Raw genomic sequence first — 16,883 nt, 5'->3', positions numbered from 1 at the left:
GGTCGCACACAGGGGAACCAGGCACCGCCGAATGCTCGCCGCTACCAGCCTTTTGTTCGTGCCGGGATCGCGTCCCGACCGCTTTGCCAAGGCGCGCGCGGCGGGCGCGGGGGTGACCGTCATCGACCTCGAAGACGCGGTTGCGGATGGCGACAAGGAGTCCGCTCGCGAGGCGGCGGTCGAGGCTGTGGGCGAAGACGGCGATCACTTCGCGGTAAGGATCAACGCCGTCGCGACTGCGGCGGGAATCGCCGACCTGGGAATGCTCGTGGGTGCGGACCGGCTGCCCGGAATGCTCTTGATCCCGATGGCCGAGCATGCGCGCGACCTCGAGATCGTGGCTGGAGCGCTGGGCGAGCGATGCCCATTGCTCGTGCCCCTTATCGAGACGCCGCGCGGATTACGAAACGCCCTGGACATCGCCCGCGCGCCGAAAGTGGCGGCGGTGATGTTCGGCGGAGGCGACTTCGCGGCCGAGCTCGGCGTCAAGCTGGCCTGGGAGCCGCTGCTCGTGGCACGCCAGCAACTGTTGCTTGCCTGCGCCGAAGCCCTTGTTCCGGCGATCGACGTGCCGTTCGTCAGACTCGAGGACGAGGACGCGCTGGCCGAGGAATGCGCACGGTCAAAGGCGCTTGGTTTTGCGGCCAAGGCAGCGATCCATCCGGCGCAGGTCCCCGCGATCGACAAGGCCTTTGCGCCATCCGAAAAAGAGATCAACGAAGCCGCCGAAGCGCTGCGCGCCTACGATGAGGGCGGTCAGCAAGCCATTCGTCACAACGGGCGCATGCTCGAGGCGCCGCTGGTCAAGCATTACCGCGCGGTACTCGCGCGCAGCAAGGACATCGTGAATGCGTGAAGGGGTAAGGGAAGTCGCACCGGGACGCTTCCGTGAAGTGCAGGGCCGCTACTTCGAGGATTTCGAGGTGGGTCACGTGTACGAGCACCGTCCCGGGCGGACGATCACCGATGCCGACAACGTGTGGTTCACGCTGCTGACGATGAACACGCACCCGGCGCACTTCGACTACGAATTTGCCAAGAAGACCGAATTCGGCAAGCCGCTCGTCGTCAGCCCGCTGACGATCGCGTTGATGACCGGTATGAGCGTGTCCGACACCAGCGGCAAGGCAATCGCCAACCTTGGCTGGGACGAGGTGCGGATGACCCACCCGCTGTTCTGCGGCGACACGCTCTATTGCGAGAGCGAGGTGCTGGACAAGCGCGAGAGCAAGAGCCGCCCCGACCAGGGGATCGTCACCTTCAAGACCGTGGGCAAGAACCAGGACGGCACGGTCGTAAGCCATTACAAGCGCACCGTGCTGGTGTGGAAGCGGGGCTGCGGCCCCAACGACGACTGACAAGCAGGAGAACCGCCGTGGCCACCGCGCCCGTCCTGATGGCCGATCAAGGCCGCACCATCGACCCGCATGAAGAGGAAGCCTTCCTCGAAGCAATCGACCGCTGGCTCGAACGCTCGGTCATTCCGGTCGTCATGGAACACGACCATGCCGACAAGTGGCCCGCCAAACTGGTCGACGAGATGGTCGAGCTGGGCCTGTTCGGCGCGACCATCGGGCAGGAATACGGCGGCCTGGGGCTGCCCGCGACGACGTATGCCAAGATCGTCATGCGCATTTCCAGCTACTGGATGGCGATCACCGGCATCTTCAATTCGCACCTCATCATGGCGGCCGCAATCGAGCGGTTCGGAACGCCCGAGCAGAAGGCCAAGTGGTTGCCCAAGCTGGCCGCAGGCGAGATCCGCGGCGGGCTCGCGCTGACCGAGCCCAACGCCGGCACCGATCTGCAAGCGATCCGCTCGGTCGCCAGGAAAAATGGCGATCACTACGTCCTCAACGGCACCAAGACCTGGATTTCGAACGCGCTCAACGGCTCGGCGTTTGCGCTGCTCGCCAAGACCGACCCGGACGCCAACCCCCGGTACAAGGGCATGAGCCTGTTCATCGCCGACAAGCGCGACGGGTTCGCCACCGGCAAGAAGTTCGAGAAGCTGGGATACAAGTCGATCGACAGCGCCGAGCTGATCTTCGAGGACTACGTGCTGCCCGCCGACCAGCTCATCGGCGGTGTAGAGGGGCAGGGCTTCTTCCAGGCGACCGGCGGGCTCGAGCTCGGCCGGATCAACGTGGCGGCCCGCGGCGTGGGGCTGGCCGAAGGCAGCTTGCGCCTGGCCACCGAGTACGCCCAGCAGCGCGAGACGATGGGCAAGCCTATTTCGGAACACCAGGCGATCCAGCTCAAGATCGGCGAGATGGTCACCCGCGCGCGCGCCGCGCGGCTGCTCACGCTGGATGCGGCGGAAGCCTACGATCGCGGCGAGCGGTGCGACATGGAGGCCGGCATGGCCAAGTACTTCGCCTCCGAAGCGGCGGTGGCGAACAGCCAGGAAGCGATGCGGATCTACGGGGGCTACTCGTACTCGAAGGAGTACGACATCGAGCGCTTCTATCGCGACAGCATGCTGATGTGCATCGGTGAGGGGACCAACGAGATGCAGCGGATCATCATCAGCAAGCAGTGGGTCAAGCGGAATCCGGCGTGAGCGCGGACCGCCTGCCCCTGACCGGATTCCGGATCGTCAGCGCCGAACAGTACGGGGCGGGACCCTATGGTACGATGTTCCTCGCCCAACTTGGCGCCGAGGTCATCAAGATCGAGCCGCCGCGCAAGGACGGGAAAGGTGGCGGCGACACCGCGCGTTCGGTCGGTCCGCATTTCCTGCGCGAAGGCGAGAGCCTCTACTTCCAGGGCTTCAACCTCAACAAGAAATCGCTGACGCTCGATCTCAACGCGCCTGCGGGCCAGGAAGTGCTGCACCGTCTCGTCGCCACGGCGCACGGCATGGTCAACAACCTGCGCGGCGACCTGCCGGCCCGGCTCGGTCTGACGTACGGCGCGCTGTCCGAAGTGAACCCGGCGATCGTCTGCGCGCACCTTTCCGCCTACGGGCGGGACAACGATCGCGCGCGCTGGCCGGGATACGACTACCTGATGCAGGCCGAGGCCGGCTACATGGCGCTCACCGGCGATCCGGACGGCGAGCCCCAGCGGATGGGCCTGTCGATGGTCGACTTCATCTCCGGCACGATCATTGCGACGGGCTTCCTGGCAGCGCTTGTCGATGCCCAGCGCACCGGCAAGGGGCGCGACGTCGATACCGACTTGTTTGCCTCCGCCATCCACCAGACGAGCTACCCGGCACTGTGGTACATGAACCACGGCACGAAGACCGGCCGGACCCCGCGCTCGGCGCATCCCAACGCCACGCCGAGCCAGACGGTTCGCGCGCGCGACGGATGGTTGTTCGTCATGTGCCAGTTGCCCAAATTCTGGACGATCATGATCGACCGCGTGGGTCTGGACGCGCTGGCCGGCGACCCGCGCTTCGCAACCAATGCCGACCGGCTGGCCAATCGGGCCGAGCTGACCGAAATCCTCGACGCGCATTTCTCGGCCCAGCCGATGGCGCACTGGCAGCGCTTGCTCGAAGGACACGTCCCGGTCGCCCCGGTTTACGAGCTGGACCAGGCGCTCGACAATCCATGGCTCGACACGATCGGAATGCGGGACACCGTCCACCATCCCGACCGCGAGAGCGTGACCGTGCTTGCGAGCCCGCTGAAGATCGACGGCAAGCGGTTGCCCAACCGCGCTGCGCCATTGCTGGGCGCCGACAACGATGCGATTCTCGAGGAACTCGGCTACGACCCGGATGAAGTAGCGCAACTGCGCGCCGGAGGCGTCGTCTGAACCGATGGGAAAGCTGAGCGGGCTGACCGTTATCGACCTGACGCAGTTTCTTCCCGGGCCGATGCTCGGGGTGATGATGGCCGACCAGGGCGCGCGGGTGATCAAGATCGAGCCCGCGGCCGGCGATCCCACCCGCAGCCAGGCGCCGTTCGAGAACGGCCACTCGGTGTGGTACGCCAACCTCAACCGCGGCAAGGAAAGCCGCGTGCTCGACCTGAAGAGCGAGACGGGCAAGGCCGAACTCGCCGACCTGTGCCGCGAAGCCGACGTTTTCGTCGAGGGTTTCCGGCCCGGCGTGATGAAGCGTCTGGGGTTCGATTACGCCGCGGTCCGGGCGCTCAATCCCGCTATCGTCTATTGCTCGATCTCCGCCTTCGGGCAGGAGGGAGAATTGGCACATCACCCGGCGCACGACCTCGCGGTGCAGGCGCTCTCGGGATTTCTCAGCGTCAATGACGGGACCGACGGAACCCCGGTCGTGCCGGGCGTGCCGGGAGCGGACATGGCTGCGGGTCTGACTGCGCTGTCGGCAATCCTGATGGCCCTTATCGGGCGCGAGAAGACCGGTGAGGGCGATTATATCGACTGTGCGATGTTCGACAGCATGATGCTGTGGTGCGCGCATCACGCGGGCAGCGCGATCGCGGGCGGGGAGCCGCCGGTCTCGGCCCGCCAGCGCTCGCTCGGCGGCGCGGCGTTCTACCAGGTCTATCGCACCTCGGACGAGCGTCACGTGGTGCTGGGCGCGCGCGAGATGAAGTTCGTGACCAACCTGATGACCGCGCTGGATCGGCCGGATCTGATCCCCATCGCCGAGCGCGACGCGGGCGAGCAGGGCGAACTCATCGCTTTCCTGCGCGAAACCTTCGCCAGCCGCACGCGCGACGAGTGGGTCGAATGGTTCGCCGACAAGGATGTCGCCTTCTCGCCGGTTCTCGACTTTCGCGAGGCGTTCGACGCGCCGCATTTCGCCGAACGCGGGCTGCTCGTCGAGCACGAGGGCCGTCACCATCTCGCTCCGCCGATCCGCTTCGCGTCCGAACCGGATTGGGTGCCGGGCCACGTGCCCGACCTGGACGAACGCTGATGTCAGCCGTCCACGTCGATATGCATCGAGTAGGCGAACCGGTCGCCCGGGTGGTGGCTGACCGAAATCTCGAACAGCTTGCCCGCGGGGTCGTGGTAGCAGCGCAGGATGCGCAGCACCGGTGCGCGGCGGGCGATGCCGAGTGCCTCGGCGACATCGGACGGCGCGGCGACCGCCTGGATATCCTGCGTGACGGTGCCGACCGTGACCCCGGCGAATGCCTCGATCTGCGAGAACAAGGTGCCGGCGCCGAGGTCGAATTGAGCGACCGCATCATCCAGGCGCTGGTGGAAATAGGCGTCGATCACTGCGATCGGCAGCGCGTCGCCCTCGTGGCGGCGGGTGCCGCGAAAAACCGTCCAGTGGCCCGCGGTGTCGGCGGCGATCTGCTCGGCAACCTTGCGCGGGAGCGCGCCCTTGCCCTTCGGCTCGTAGGCGACCTGCGTGTCGCGCGCGTACTGGAGGATTTCTCCGACGTTCGACAGCGGTTGGTGCAGCGCCCCGCCGCGCGCCGCCGCTGGCTGGACGACCGTGCCCGAACCACGCTTGCGCGAAATGAGGCCTTCGTTCTGCAGCCGCCGCAGCGCTTCGCGCACGGTGAACCGGCTGACGCCGTACTGCTGGCAGAGTTCGCTTTCGGTGGGAAACGCATCGCGCGCGGCAAACTTGCCCGCCATGATCTGGCTGCGCAGTTCGCCCGCAAGCTGGAGGTAGCGCGGGGGTTCGCGACGTTCGGCAAGCGCGGCCGGCTGGGTCAATTTCGTCTCCCGGTTCGCCGCCTGTCCGCGGGGAACCCTTCGTCGCTTCGCTATGGCGAGGCCGGTCGATGAGCGCAACCTCCGACCTCGTCGCCTTTGCCGCCGCCCGCCACGCCTTGCCGGCCGAAGTGCGCGCTGCGACCGAGCGTTTCGTTGCAGATACGCTGGCCGTCGGAGCTGCCGGCTGGAGCGGACCGGGACTTGATGGCGTACTCGCCACCGCGAAAGGCTGGGGCGAGGGCGCGGCCTGCCGCCTGGTCGGCGATGCCCACGCGCGCTTGCCCGCAAACGGCGCCGCCTACGTCAACTGTTTTGCGATGCACTGCCTCGAATGGGACGCGGTCCACGAGGGCGCGGTGGTCCACGCGATGACCGCGGTGGTTCCGGCAGTGCTTGCCGCAATCGACCGGGCCGAAGCGCCGGTGCAACCGGACGATGCCATGGCGGCCATCGCGGTCGGCGTGGATATCGCAGCCGGGCTGGGCGTTGCGGCGAGCAGTCCGCTCCGCTTCTTCCGCCCCGCCATCACCGGCATCTACGGCGCCGCCGCTGCTGTCGCGCGGATAGAGGGTCTGGACGAGGCGCAGTTTGCCGACGTTTTGGGCCTCGCGCATGCGCATGCCGCGGGGACCATGCAGGCGCACACGGAGGGGTCGATCGCGCTGCCGCTCCAGTTCGCGAACGCCGCTCGCGGCGCGATCCATGCGGTCGATCTCGTCAAGAACGGTCTGACCGGCCCGCACGATCCGTTCGAGGGGCCATTCGGCCATTTCGCGCTGTTCGAGGACGGTAATCTCGAGGACTACACTCGCGATCTCGGTCGCTGGCGCATCGCCGAGATGTGCGTGAAGCCTTACCCCTCGGGCCGGGCGAGCCATGCCGTGCTGGGCGCGCTTGCGGACCTTGAGAACCGCGAGGTGGCGAAGGTCGTCGCCCATGTCCCCCCGTTGATCCGCCATCTGGTCGACCGGCCCCACAGGCCCGACATGACGCCTGCGTATGCGCGGCTGTGCCTGCCGTTCCTCTGCGCCCTGATGCTGACCGAGCGAGCGATCGACCCGCGGCGCTTTACGCCCGATGCGTTCGCCGACCCGGCACTCGCCGCACTCGCCACGCGGGTGGAAATCCGCGACGACGGCAACGACGACCCCAATGCGATGGCGCCGCAGCGCGTCGAGGTGGAATTCGCGGACGGCGAGCGAAGGGACATCGCCATTCCCGTCACTCTCGGCTCCCCGGAGCGCTTGCTCGATTCACGACAGTCGGCGGCGAAGTACGGCCTTTGCCGCGAACTCGCGTCGCGGACGTGCGACCCGCGCATTTTCGACGACCCGATCGGCTATCTGGTGAACGCATGAGCCATCCGACCTACCTCGAAACGCTCGACGTGCGGCGGCTGCTCGAAGATTATCCGATCGGCGACGCCTTCACCGCGCGATATGCGGGTATGAGCCGCGACGAGCTCTTCGCGCTGCAAGACGTGCGCTTCCGCACCCTGATGAAGCGGGGCTGGGAAATTCCCTTCTACCGCAGGCTCTGGGGCGCGCAGGGTATCGAACCGGGCGACATCGCGGGCCTGGCCGACATCGCCAGGCTGCCAACATACGACAAGTCGGACCTGATGGCCTCGATCGCCGAACACCCGCCGCTCGGCGATTTCCACGGACGCGGGGAATCGCCGGTGGTCATGCACACCACCAGCGGCACGACCGGGCGACCGCAGGTGCTGCTGTTCGGCCCAAAGGGACGCGAGGTCGGCAACCTGCTCGTCGCGCGCATGTATCGCTGGATCGGGATCGACCACACCGACGTCGTCCACTCGGTCTACGGCCACGGCATGATCAACGGTGGGCACTACATCCGCGAGGCGGTGACCCACTTCACCAACGCGTTGTTCCTGTCCGCGGGTACAGGCGTCGAGACGCGATCAGCGCAGCAGGTGCGCTTGATGGCCGACTTCGGCGCGACGGTGGCGGTGGGCTTCGTCGACTACATCCGCAAGCTGGCCGAGGTCGCCGAGGCGGAGGGCGTCAAAGACCAAATCCCCCTGCGGGTGATCATCGGCCACCTCGGCACCGAGGACCGCGCGGCGATCGAACGCGTCTGGCCGGGATCGAAGGCCTACGACTGGTACGGGGTCGGAGACACCGGATCGATCGCCGGCGAGGGCCCGGACCGTGACGGGCTCTACGTGTGGGAAGACGCGCACTACCTCGAACTGCTCGACGTCGACAGCGGCGCTCCGGTCGATACTGGCGGAACCGGGGACATGGTCGTCACCTGCCTCTACAAGGACGACGTGGCGCCCTGCATCCGCTTCAACACCCATGATGTGACCCACGAACTGGCGGGCCGCGGCGAGCTCGCGTTCAAGCGCATCGCGGGTTTCGAGGGGCGCAGCGACAACATGGTCAAGCTGCGCGGGATCAACGTGTTTCCGCACGCAGTCGCCGCACTGATAGAGGACCGTGCCGACCTCACCGGCGAATACGTCTGCCGCATCCGCCGCGATGCAGGCGGGCGCGACAGCATGGAAGTCGAGCTTGAAAGTCGCGGTGGCAGCGACGTGGGGCAGATCGCGGAACTGCTGCGACGCGGCCTCGGTGTGGAGGTTGAGGTGGTGCTTTGCGAGCCAGGTGGCACGGCAGCGGCAACGCAGGTCGACGTACGCCAGAAGCCCTTGCGCCTGATTGACGAGCGCGGTCTGTGAGCGATCGTTTTAATGCCTTCGTCGACACCGATCCGGACGCGGCACCCGGCAACGGCCCGCTGGCTGGCGTTCGTGTCGGCATCAAATCGAATATCGCGGTCGCGGGCCTGCCGTGGACCGCCGGGATGGGCCTGCGCCGTGGCATCATCGCAGAGCGCGATGCAGAGGTTGTCGCGCGCCTCCGCAGGGCGGGCGCGGCGATCCTCGGCACGCTCAACATGCACGAGGCCGCGCTCGGCTCGACCACCGACAACCCGTTCTACGGCCGCACTATCAACCCGCACCGCGAAGGCTTTACCCCGGGCGGTTCGTCGGGCGGCAGCGGCGCTGCGGTGACGGCGGGCCTGTGCGACCTTGCGCTCGGAACAGACACGCTGGGGTCGGTCCGCATCCCGGCGGCCTATTGTGGGGTCTACGGCCTCAAGCCGACCGCGGGCGCGGTGCCGCAGGACGGCCTGGTAGTGCTCGACGCCCGGCTCGATGCGATCGGCCCGCTGGCGCGCGACCTCGACACATTGGCGGCCGGCTGGCGGACGATCGCCGACCGGCCGGGCGAAGCGGTGCAGTTTCAGCGCGCCTTTACCCTCGCCGACCCTTCCGGCGTGGAGCTCGAGCCGCAGGTCCGCGACGCCTGGCGGAGGGCGCTCGCCGCGATTGACCTTCCGCGCGGGCAGGTCGAGCTACCTGCCTCGCTCGAATCGATCCGCCTTGCCGCCTTCGCCGGAATCGGCCGTGCGATCGCGGAAGACCTTGGCCCTGACATCGACGGCGACGGCATCTCGAAGGAGTTGCACTTCGTCATCAATGCGGCGCTGGGCATGCCCTTCGACGAGGAACTGCTCGCTCGCGCGAAATCGGCCATTGTCGAGGCGCTGGGCGAAGATGGAGTGCTGGTCCTCCCGACCGCGCCACAGGTTGCCTTCGCGCATACCCCGCGCCCGCCTGCGTCCCAGCCACTGTTCACAGGTCTCGCGAACGTTGCCGGACTGCCCGCGCTGGCCTGTCCCGCGGGCCGCGACGACAGCGGCCTTCCGCTTAGCGTTCAACTCATCGGCCCGGCGGGAAGCGAGCCCGGCCTGATCGATCTCGCTCGCCGCATCGAACCCGCGCTCGGAGGCTTCGTCGCCCCGCCTGCATTCCAAGGAGAACCGCAATGCGCATAGTCTGCCTGTTCAACCTCAAGGACGGCGCCAGCCGCGAGGACTACGAGGCCTGGGCGCGCGGGACCGACATTCCCGGCGTCAATGCGCTCGGCAGCGTGCGCGGGTTCACCGTCCACCGCTCGACCGGAGTATTCGGGTCGGATGCGAAGCCGCCCTACGACTACATCGAGGTGATCGATATCCACGGCATGGACGATTTCGTGGCGGACGTGTCCGATCCCGAGTTCCAGAAGGTCGCGGCGGCTTTCGGCGAGTTCGCCGACAACCCGGTCTTCATCCTGACCGAAGACCTGTGACCATGCGCTTCGCAGGCAAGACCGTGGTCGTCACCGGCTCGGGGCGCCACAAGGGGCTGGGGCAGGGCATCCTCCAGCGTTTCGCCGACGAGGGCGCGAACTGCGTCGTTTCCGACGTGAGGATCGGCGACGAGGCCGAGGAGGTTGCCCAAGAATTGCGAGGACGCGGAGCGCAGGCCATCGCGATCGCTTGCGATGTCTCCGACCCGGCGCAATGCGATGCGCTCGTGGTGGCAGCGGCGGCGGAGTTCGGCGCAGTCGACGTAATGGTCAACAACGCCGGCATCGGTTTCATGATGAAGCCGTTCCTCGATGTCGATCCGGCCGACTGGGCCAAGGTCATCGCGGTCAACCTGTCGGGCGCGTTCTACTGCACGAAGGCTGCGGCAAAGGACATGGTCCGGCGCGGCGAGGGAGGGCGCATCGTGAACATCGCCAGCCAGGCCGCCAAGACCGGGTTCCCGCATCTTCCCGCCTACGTCAGTTCTAAGCACGGCATGATCGGCCTGACGCGGGCCTCGGCGGTCGAACTCGGTGCGCACGGCATCACCGTCAACGCGGTGTGTCCCAACCACGTGACAACCGCGCTCGGGGCTGAGCAAAACGAGTATTTCTCCAAGCTCCTCGGCTTTCCGACCGTGGAGGCCTACCTCGCCAACATGGCGGCGAAAAACCCGATGGGCCGCCCCGGCCTGCCAAGCGATACCGCGAGCGCGGTGGCATGGCTCGCCAGCGACGAAGCGGTATACGTGACCGGCGAGGCGCTCAACGTCTCGGGCGGCGAGGAAATGCACTGATGCAAGAGGAGCGCATCGACTGGCCGAACGGCGCGAAGTTGGCGCTGTCGCTGGTCGTCAATGTCGAGGAAGGGTCCGAGCAATCGGTCGCGCGCGGCGACAAGGGGATGGAGCCCGTCGACGAACTGGGTGTGTTCGTGAAGGGCGCGATCCGCAACTACGCCAACGAATCGAACTACCTCTACGGCATCAAGGCCGGCGCGCCGCGGGTCGTGAGGCTGCTGAAGGACCGTGGCCTCGCGGCGAGCTGGACGGTTGCGGCGCAAAGTCTGGAAAACCACCCCGAGCTCGCCCGTGCGATAGTCGATCTGGGGCACGAGCCGGTCAGCCACGGCTACCGCTGGATCCACCAGTTCCGCATGGACGAGGAGGCCGAGCGCGCCTTCATCCGGCAGGCCGTGCAAAGCATCGAGAAAACCTGCGGCGTCCGGCCCTACGGCTGGCTCAGCCGCTATCTCCTCACCGACAACACCCGGCGTTTGCTGGTCGAGGAGGGCTTTTCGTATCACATGGATGATTTCAGCGGCGACGTGCCGTTCTGGGATCGGGACACGGTGCCGGGACGGCCGATCGCTATCGTGCCCTACCAGGTCGATACCAACGACATGAAGTTCTGGACCGACCCGGCCTATTCGCCGGACGACTGGCTGACGTATGCGAAGCGTAATTTCGACCAACTGATGAAGGAGGGCGAGGCAGGCAACCCGAAGATGATGAGCGTCGGTCTGCACCTGCGCATAATCGGGCGGCCAGGGCGCATCTGGGCGCTGGAGGCCTTCCTCGATTACGTCGCGCAGCATGGTGACAGCGTATGGGTCACCACCCGCAAGGCGATCGCCGACCACCTCGCCGCGGTCGATTTGGCATGAGTGTGCGGCTGGAGCGTCACGGGGAGGCGGCGCACCTCGTGATCGACCGTGCGGCGAAGCGCAATTCGATGACTCAGGACATGTGGTTGGCGATGCCCGGCCTCGTCGAGCAGGCGGTGGCCGACCGCTCGGTCAAGGTGCTGGTGGTGCGCGCCGCCGAGCCCGGGCCGTTCTGCGCCGGGGCCGACCTCGGCGAATTCATGGCGCATGCCGACGACGTGGACTGGCTTACCGAGAGCCAGCACGCCATCAATCGCACCCAGCGCGCGGTCGCTCGAGCGGCGCTGCCGACGGTCGCCTTCGTCGAGGGCGATTGCATCGGCGGCGGGTGCGGACTGGCGGTGGCGTGCGACTTGCGCGTTGCAACGCCCGCCGCGCGGTTCGCGGTAACCCCGGCGAAGCTCGGCCTCATCTACCCGCTCCACGACGTGAAATTGCTCGTCGACCTGATCGGGCCGGGGCAGGCCAAGCGGCTGATGTTTACGGGTGCGATCATCGGCGCCGCCGAAGCCCATCGCATTGGGCTGGTCGAAGCGATCGCGGACGGTCCGGGCGAGATGGTCGACGCGATCGCGGCCGTCTCGCCGTTCTCGGTGCGCGAAACCAAGGAGCTCGTCCGCCGCGTCGGCGACGGCCAGTCCGAGGACGACGACTATACATGGACCACCTTTGCCGGTGCGTTCCAGGGCAGCGACTTCCGCGAGGGCGTCGGTGCCTTTCTCGCCAAGCGCAAGGCCCGGTTCGAGCGATGAAGGCGGGCGCGATCGTCGGCGGGGTGGTGACGGTGCCCGATCTCGACGCGGCGCTCGCGGACTATCGCGACCTGCTCGGCTTGTCGCTCGTCGAAGAGAACACGGTCGGCGAGGCCCTGGCGGAAAGCTGGGGGTGTCAGGGCAATGCCGCGAGCCGCATGGCGACGCTGCGGCCGACGAGCGGATCGCACTGCTTTCTCCGGCTGGTGGAACAGCCGATGCCGCCCGGCTATCGTCCGACGACCACATATGGCTGGAACTCGTTCGAGATCACCGTTGAGGACGTGTTCGACTGGCCGGATAGGCTCGCGGGAAGCGGGTTCGAGGTGGTCGGCCCGCCGCGCGAGATACCCGGACTTCCCTACTTCGTCGCGATGCAGGTCGTGGGGACCGGCGGCGAAATGATCTACCTCAACGAGAGTCGCGCGGACACGCCGACCAACGACATGCCCAAGGCCAAGTCTCCGGTGGATCACCTTTTCATCGTGATCCTCGGCACGCCGGATCGGGCGGCGAGCGTCGCGTGGTACCGCGACCGGCTCGGCTTCGACGAGGGCGCGAGCTACGTGATCGAGTACACGATGATCAACCGCGCGTTCGGGCTGCCGGCGGGCACGACATCGGGACTGACGATGATCCAGAATGGCCGCATGCCCATCGTCGAGATCGACGATTACCCTCCGCAGGCATCGGTCCGACCACGTCGTGATGGAAAGTTGCCGCCCGGGAACGCGCTGGTCAGCCTGGCGGTTGCCGATCTCGACCGATGCGATTGCGCGTGGATCGTGCCGCCGCAGGTGCACGGCGCGCCGCTCTATCGCGGGCGGCGTAGCGCGACGACCGTGGGCGCGGCGGGCGAACTGGTCGAGCTGGTGGAGATCGCCGAAGCCTAGCGCCTGTCGAGGAAGGGGGTGACCAGGCCAGCGATTGCATCCGGCGCGGCGTCGAACAGGCCGTAACCGGCGTCCGGCAGGTCGGCAAAGTCACTCCCGGGCACCAGACGCGCGGCGTCTTTTGTCGCATCCTGCAAACCGTCGTGCGGCGCGACTGCAAGCGTGGGAACCCGGATCGCCGCGAGCATGGGCGCCAGGTCGCGCTCCATCGCGGAGAGCAGCGCCCATTCGCGATAAGGGCCGGGACGCAACTTCTCGGCGACGAGACGCGCCGCATCGTCCATCGACTGCGCCTTCGGGCGGACGGACATCGTGCCTTTCCACATCGGCAGCAGGTGCGAGCCGTCGTCGGAATAAGGTTCCTCGGGTGCTGCCAGTTGCGCAAGCAACGCCTCGCGGCGCTCGGTCCCGAAAAGCGGGAATGAGACCAACACCAGGCGCCGCACCGCGCTGGTGCGCGCAGAGAGGTCCGCCGCAATCACCGCTCCTGTGTGATAGCCGAGCATGTCGAACCGCTTGCCGAAGCGCGGGCGGAGAGCTGCGAGGATGGCATCGCCATAGCCCGCGAGCGATGGTCGCTCCTCTGGCCGGTCGCTCTCTCCGTAACCCGGCGTGTCGACCGCGACGACCAGACGGTCGAGCGCCAATGCGGGCATGATACGCTCGAACATCCGGCCCGAGAGGGGGGTCTGGTGGAGCAAGACGAGCGGAGGTGCCTTTTCGTGTTTGCCGGCGATGCGCACGTGCACTTGTCCGAAAGGACCGTCCAGATAGCTGCGGCGCACTTGTCCCGCAGGCTCGGGCAGGGCGAGTGCCGGTGCGGCAAGACCCGCCATCATGGCAAGGCCGCCGGTCAGGACGTCCCGGCGGCGGATCAATTGAGCCGCTCGGTCAGCTCGAGCATGTGGCCATCGGGGTCGATCGCGAACATGAACTTGGCATCCCATGCGCTGCCGACGCTCTCCACACGCGTCGTCTCGGGCGCCTTGTGGATCGCGAAGCCTTCTGCGGCAAGCGTTGCAGCCACCCGGTCCATGCCGGCGATCTCTATCATCAGCACTGGATCACCGACGCGCAGCGCGAACTTCGCCGGCTTCCGTTTGGGCCCGTACTGGAGCAGTCCGATCATCCCGAGATAGGGGTCCTTGCCCTTCATGATGATGAAACGGCTCGGGTCGCCGACCTTCACGCCCTTCACCGGCAAACCGCCTTCGCGCACTGTGCCGGGCTTTCCGACGTACCATTTCGCGAAGCCGAGGATTTCGTAGAAGCGGGCCGAACGGTCGATATCGTGCACCAGCAGCGTGGTACGGCGCATGACCGTACCGTCGCTCTTGCCGCCGGCCGGTGCCGCTTGCGCCAGCGCCGGGGCGGCGGCGAGCAGTACCAGCGCGGCGAGCAAGGCCCTCATTCGGCTTTGGGCTTGGCGGCTTCGGCTGCGCGCTTTTCGTCGATGTGCTTCTTGAACACCGTCCAGCTCGTCTCGTTGGGACGGGTGTCGTCGACCGGCGGCGGGGTGGTGTAGACCGGGAAGCGCGTTTCGACTTCCTTCTTCATCCAGTCCGGTAACTGGTCGTAGCTGTCGAGCCGCAGTCCGCCCATGTAGTGGACCAGCAGACCCTCGCGACCGCCCATCTTCATCCACGGCATCCAGCGGCTGATCCGGCCCCACGAGAACACGTTGTCGCGCACCCGGGTGGCCTTGGCGTCGAGGACGTCGGCCATCGGCATAACCGCCGTGAGGAATTCGGAAGCCTGGTACTTGTTGCCGACGAAGTCCTGATAGTCGCCCGCGAGAGGGTTGTCGTAGAACAGCAGAGCCGCGCCGCCGCCCGAATAGGCGTATCCGTCCATCACGAAGTCGTCGAACTCCGCACGGGGCGACCCATCGTCGTTGCGCGCATAGGAGGGCGCGCGGGCATTCACGGGGTCGTTGTGGACATGGACCACCTCGACCTCTTCGTTGGTGAAGGGGTTCTTCCAGGTGTCGAGCACCTTCTTGGTGCCAGGCTCCATGTAAAACACGATTTCCCGATTGACGCTGCGCGAGCCGGGGCCCTTGACCGGATCGGAGAACGGCTTGCACTGACGCATGCTCATCGCTGCGACGTCGAGCAGGTGGCGGTCCTTCTCCCCGCGTATGCGGCTGTAGACGGTGCCTTCCCAGTAATGGACCGCCCACTCGCCTTCCTTCAGCGAGCAGAACTGCTTGGTGTTCATGCGGAACGCGTCGTCAGGGTTCTTCGGATCGAGCTGCTGGGCCGCGGCGGGCATCGAGAGCGCGAGCGCGGCGACGAGGGGCAGGGCTGCGCGGATCATTTCGTCTCTCCCTTGGCACCCTTGCGTTTCTTGAAGACTTCCCAGCTCGTCTCGTTGGGGCGCGTGTCGTCAAGCGGCGGGGGAGCGAGGTATTGCGGGTACCGTTCCTTCAGGATCGTCCGCATCGGCTCGGGCAGCTTGTCGAGACTGTCGGTGCGCCCCCCGACGGTGGCCGTGTAGATTACCCCGTTGCGGTCTCCCATCTTCATCCACGGCAGCCAGCCCGACAGCCGGGTCCAGCTGAGCGAGTGGTGTTCCGGCATGCTCCGCGTGCTGTCGAACAAGTCGTCGGCATAGAAGAAGTCGGCACCCATTTCCTGCGCGTGATACTTGCCGCCGACCCACTCCTGGAATTCGCCGCCAAGAGGATTTTCGTAGAACAGCGGCGTGTTGCCCGTGCGGAACGCGCGCCCGCGCATTACCGTGAGGTCGGCGGTCATCGGGGTTCCGTCGGCGCGGTACGCAAACATCGGGTTCCGCATGTTCACGGGGTCGTTGGCGACATGGATCACTTCCAGGTCTTCGCCAGTCCACGGGTTCGTCCAGCGATCCATGATCTTGCCCGTCTCGGGATCGAGATGGAGCATGATCTCGCGGCTGACCGCGCGGAAGCCGGGCCCGCGCTTGGGATCCTTCAGGTTCTGGCACTGGCGGATGTTCATGCCTTGCAGGTCGAACAGCTTGCGATCCTTTTCGCCCTCTACCCGGCTGAACATCCCGCCCTTCCACCAGTGGATGACGGTTTCGCCTTCCTTGGTCGAGCAGATGGTCTTCTGCATGATGGCCAGCGCATCCTCGGCCTTCGCGGGATCGAGGCGGCGGGCATCGGCCGGCGCAGCCGTGATCGCTGCTGCGGCCAACAGGGGCATCAGGGTTCGGGCGATCATTGATTGTGTTCCTCGTTGCCGGAAGATCCGCCGGGCAGCATCGCGATGAGCGTGCGGTCCTTGCGGACGAAGTGATGATAGAGCGCGGCCCCGATGTGCCCCGCGACAAGGGTCAGCAGGGTCCAGGCCAGCACGAAGTGCGCCCAGTACCCCACCGCCACGCCGAACTTCCACTTGGGTAGCGGCGAGGGGATCTCGAACAGTCCCCAGAACTTGGTACCGCTGCCGAAGAAGCTCGACGCGAGGAAACCGGTCACCGGAACCGCGATCATCAGGACGTAGATCGCGATGTGGACGCGGTGGCTCCACAGCTTCTCGCGCACGGTCAGCGGCGCCGTCTGCGGCACAGGGTTGCGGCGCCGCCAGACGATGCGCAGCACGATCAGCACGAAGGCGATGATACCCAGCGCCTTGTGCCAGTGGATGTAGGTGATGAACACCATCGGGCTCGACTTGAACCACCAGGTCGAATCGTTGACGTGGAGGATGAAGATCGAGGTGAAGATGATCAGCGCCGCGATGACCCAGTGGAGCGTCTTGGCGACGCTCCCCCAGGCCTTATCGGTGTTGCCGGCGGGCAT

The 16,883-nt window shown here is 66.6% G+C and carries 19 protein-coding genes; 13 read left to right on the top strand and 6 right to left on the bottom strand.

Annotated elements, in window-relative coordinates; all coding sequences use genetic code 11:
* Window positions 1–31: 31 nt before the first annotated feature.
* From A6F68_RS12860 to A6F68_RS12840, 5 genes are read left to right on the top strand one after another with little or no spacing between them, the layout of a single operon-like run.
* Window positions 32–856: an HpcH/HpaI aldolase/citrate lyase family protein gene (locus tag A6F68_RS12860; protein WP_067680895.1), complete on the top strand. Its 825-nt coding sequence runs from the start codon at window positions 32–34 to the stop codon at window positions 854–856.
* Window positions 849–1,358, top strand: a complete 510-nt coding sequence (locus tag A6F68_RS12855; protein WP_067680893.1) for a MaoC family dehydratase — start codon at window positions 849–851, stop codon at window positions 1,356–1,358. The genes A6F68_RS12860 and A6F68_RS12855 overlap by 8 nt, the downstream gene beginning before the upstream one ends.
* A 17-nt stretch (window positions 1,359–1,375) precedes the next feature.
* A complete protein-coding gene (locus tag A6F68_RS12850) occupies window positions 1,376–2,563 on the top strand; it encodes an acyl-CoA dehydrogenase family protein (RefSeq protein ID WP_198152607.1) in 1,188 nt (395 codons plus the stop codon).
* Entirely contained in the window at window positions 2,560–3,771 is a 1,212-nt protein-coding gene (locus A6F68_RS12845; RefSeq protein ID WP_067680890.1) for a CaiB/BaiF CoA transferase family protein, read from the top strand. Before A6F68_RS12850 ends, A6F68_RS12845 begins: the two co-directional genes overlap by 4 nt.
* A 4-nt stretch (window positions 3,772–3,775) precedes the next feature.
* Entirely contained in the window at window positions 3,776–4,858 is a 1,083-nt protein-coding gene (locus A6F68_RS12840) for a CaiB/BaiF CoA transferase family protein (protein WP_067680887.1), read from the top strand.
* Window positions 4,859–4,860: 2 nt separating this feature from the next.
* Here the strand turns inward: A6F68_RS12840 and A6F68_RS12835 are convergent, their stop codons facing one another.
* Entirely contained in the window at window positions 4,861–5,616 is a 756-nt protein-coding gene (locus A6F68_RS12835) for a GntR family transcriptional regulator (protein ID WP_232308148.1), read from the bottom strand.
* A 68-nt stretch (window positions 5,617–5,684) separates the two neighbouring features.
* On the opposite strand from A6F68_RS12835, the gene A6F68_RS12830 reads away from it, so the two are divergent.
* Genes A6F68_RS12830 through A6F68_RS12795 form a run of 8 tightly spaced genes read left to right on the top strand, consistent with a single transcriptional unit; the run spans window position 5,685 to window position 13,096 of the window.
* The gene (locus A6F68_RS12830; RefSeq protein WP_067680883.1) at window positions 5,685–6,974 is read left to right on the top strand and encodes an MmgE/PrpD family protein; all 1,290 of its coding nucleotides are present in this window, start codon (window positions 5,685–5,687) and stop codon (window positions 6,972–6,974) included.
* Window positions 6,971–8,326, top strand: a complete 1,356-nt coding sequence (locus A6F68_RS12825; RefSeq protein WP_067680880.1) for a phenylacetate--CoA ligase family protein — start codon at window positions 6,971–6,973, stop codon at window positions 8,324–8,326. Before A6F68_RS12830 ends, A6F68_RS12825 begins: the two co-directional genes overlap by 4 nt.
* Entirely contained in the window at window positions 8,323–9,489 is a 1,167-nt protein-coding gene (locus A6F68_RS12820) for an amidase (RefSeq protein ID WP_067680872.1), read from the top strand. Before A6F68_RS12825 ends, A6F68_RS12820 begins: the two co-directional genes overlap by 4 nt.
* Window positions 9,480–9,785 (top strand): REDY-like protein HapK, encoded by a 306-nt coding sequence (locus A6F68_RS12815; RefSeq protein WP_067680870.1) that lies wholly within the window; start codon window positions 9,480–9,482, stop codon window positions 9,783–9,785. Before A6F68_RS12820 ends, A6F68_RS12815 begins: the two co-directional genes overlap by 10 nt.
* Window positions 9,786–9,787: 2 nt before the next feature.
* On the top strand, window positions 9,788–10,582 hold the full coding sequence (locus A6F68_RS12810) for an SDR family NAD(P)-dependent oxidoreductase (RefSeq protein ID WP_067682651.1): 795 nt from the start codon (window positions 9,788–9,790) through the stop codon (window positions 10,580–10,582).
* Window positions 10,582–11,451 (top strand): polysaccharide deacetylase family protein, encoded by an 870-nt coding sequence (locus tag A6F68_RS12805; RefSeq protein ID WP_067680867.1) that lies wholly within the window; start codon window positions 10,582–10,584, stop codon window positions 11,449–11,451. The genes A6F68_RS12810 and A6F68_RS12805 overlap by 1 nt, the downstream gene beginning before the upstream one ends.
* Window positions 11,448–12,203 carry an enoyl-CoA hydratase/isomerase family protein gene (locus A6F68_RS12800; protein ID WP_067680864.1) on the top strand — a complete coding sequence of 252 codons (756 nt, stop codon included), beginning with the start codon at window positions 11,448–11,450 and terminating at the stop codon, window positions 12,201–12,203. Before A6F68_RS12805 ends, A6F68_RS12800 begins: the two co-directional genes overlap by 4 nt.
* Window positions 12,200–13,096 (top strand): VOC family protein, encoded by an 897-nt coding sequence (locus tag A6F68_RS12795; RefSeq protein ID WP_067680861.1) that lies wholly within the window; start codon window positions 12,200–12,202, stop codon window positions 13,094–13,096. Before A6F68_RS12800 ends, A6F68_RS12795 begins: the two co-directional genes overlap by 4 nt.
* Here the strand turns inward: A6F68_RS12795 and A6F68_RS12790 are convergent.
* The 5 genes from A6F68_RS12790 to A6F68_RS12770 are packed head-to-tail and all read right to left on the bottom strand — an operon-like array spanning window position 13,093 to window position 16,883.
* Window positions 13,093–13,974 (bottom strand): alpha/beta fold hydrolase, encoded by an 882-nt coding sequence (locus A6F68_RS12790; protein ID WP_067680856.1) that lies wholly within the window; start codon window positions 13,972–13,974, stop codon window positions 13,093–13,095. The genes A6F68_RS12795 and A6F68_RS12790 overlap by 4 nt on opposite strands.
* Window positions 13,971–14,507: a VOC family protein gene (locus tag A6F68_RS12785; protein ID WP_067680853.1), complete on the bottom strand. Its 537-nt coding sequence runs from the start codon at window positions 14,505–14,507 to the stop codon at window positions 13,971–13,973. The genes A6F68_RS12790 and A6F68_RS12785 overlap by 4 nt, the downstream gene beginning before the upstream one ends.
* Window positions 14,504–15,415, bottom strand: a complete 912-nt coding sequence (locus tag A6F68_RS12780) for a DUF1838 family protein (RefSeq protein ID WP_067680850.1) — start codon at window positions 15,413–15,415, stop codon at window positions 14,504–14,506. Before A6F68_RS12780 ends, A6F68_RS12785 begins: the two co-directional genes overlap by 4 nt.
* Window positions 15,412–16,302 carry a DUF1838 family protein gene (locus A6F68_RS12775; RefSeq protein WP_067680843.1) on the bottom strand — a complete coding sequence of 297 codons (891 nt, stop codon included), beginning with the start codon at window positions 16,300–16,302 and terminating at the stop codon, window positions 15,412–15,414. Before A6F68_RS12775 ends, A6F68_RS12780 begins: the two co-directional genes overlap by 4 nt.
* On the bottom strand, window positions 16,299–16,883 hold the full coding sequence (locus A6F68_RS12770; RefSeq protein ID WP_067680841.1) for a cytochrome b: 585 nt from the start codon (window positions 16,881–16,883) through the stop codon (window positions 16,299–16,301). The genes A6F68_RS12775 and A6F68_RS12770 overlap by 4 nt, the downstream gene beginning before the upstream one ends.

It is taken from the genome of Tsuneonella dongtanensis (assembly GCF_001698205.1).
Taxonomy (GTDB): domain Bacteria; phylum Pseudomonadota; class Alphaproteobacteria; order Sphingomonadales; family Sphingomonadaceae; genus Tsuneonella; species Tsuneonella dongtanensis.
Note: the sequence above shows the minus strand (reverse complement) of the source record. Positions and strands in the feature narration are given on the sequence as shown.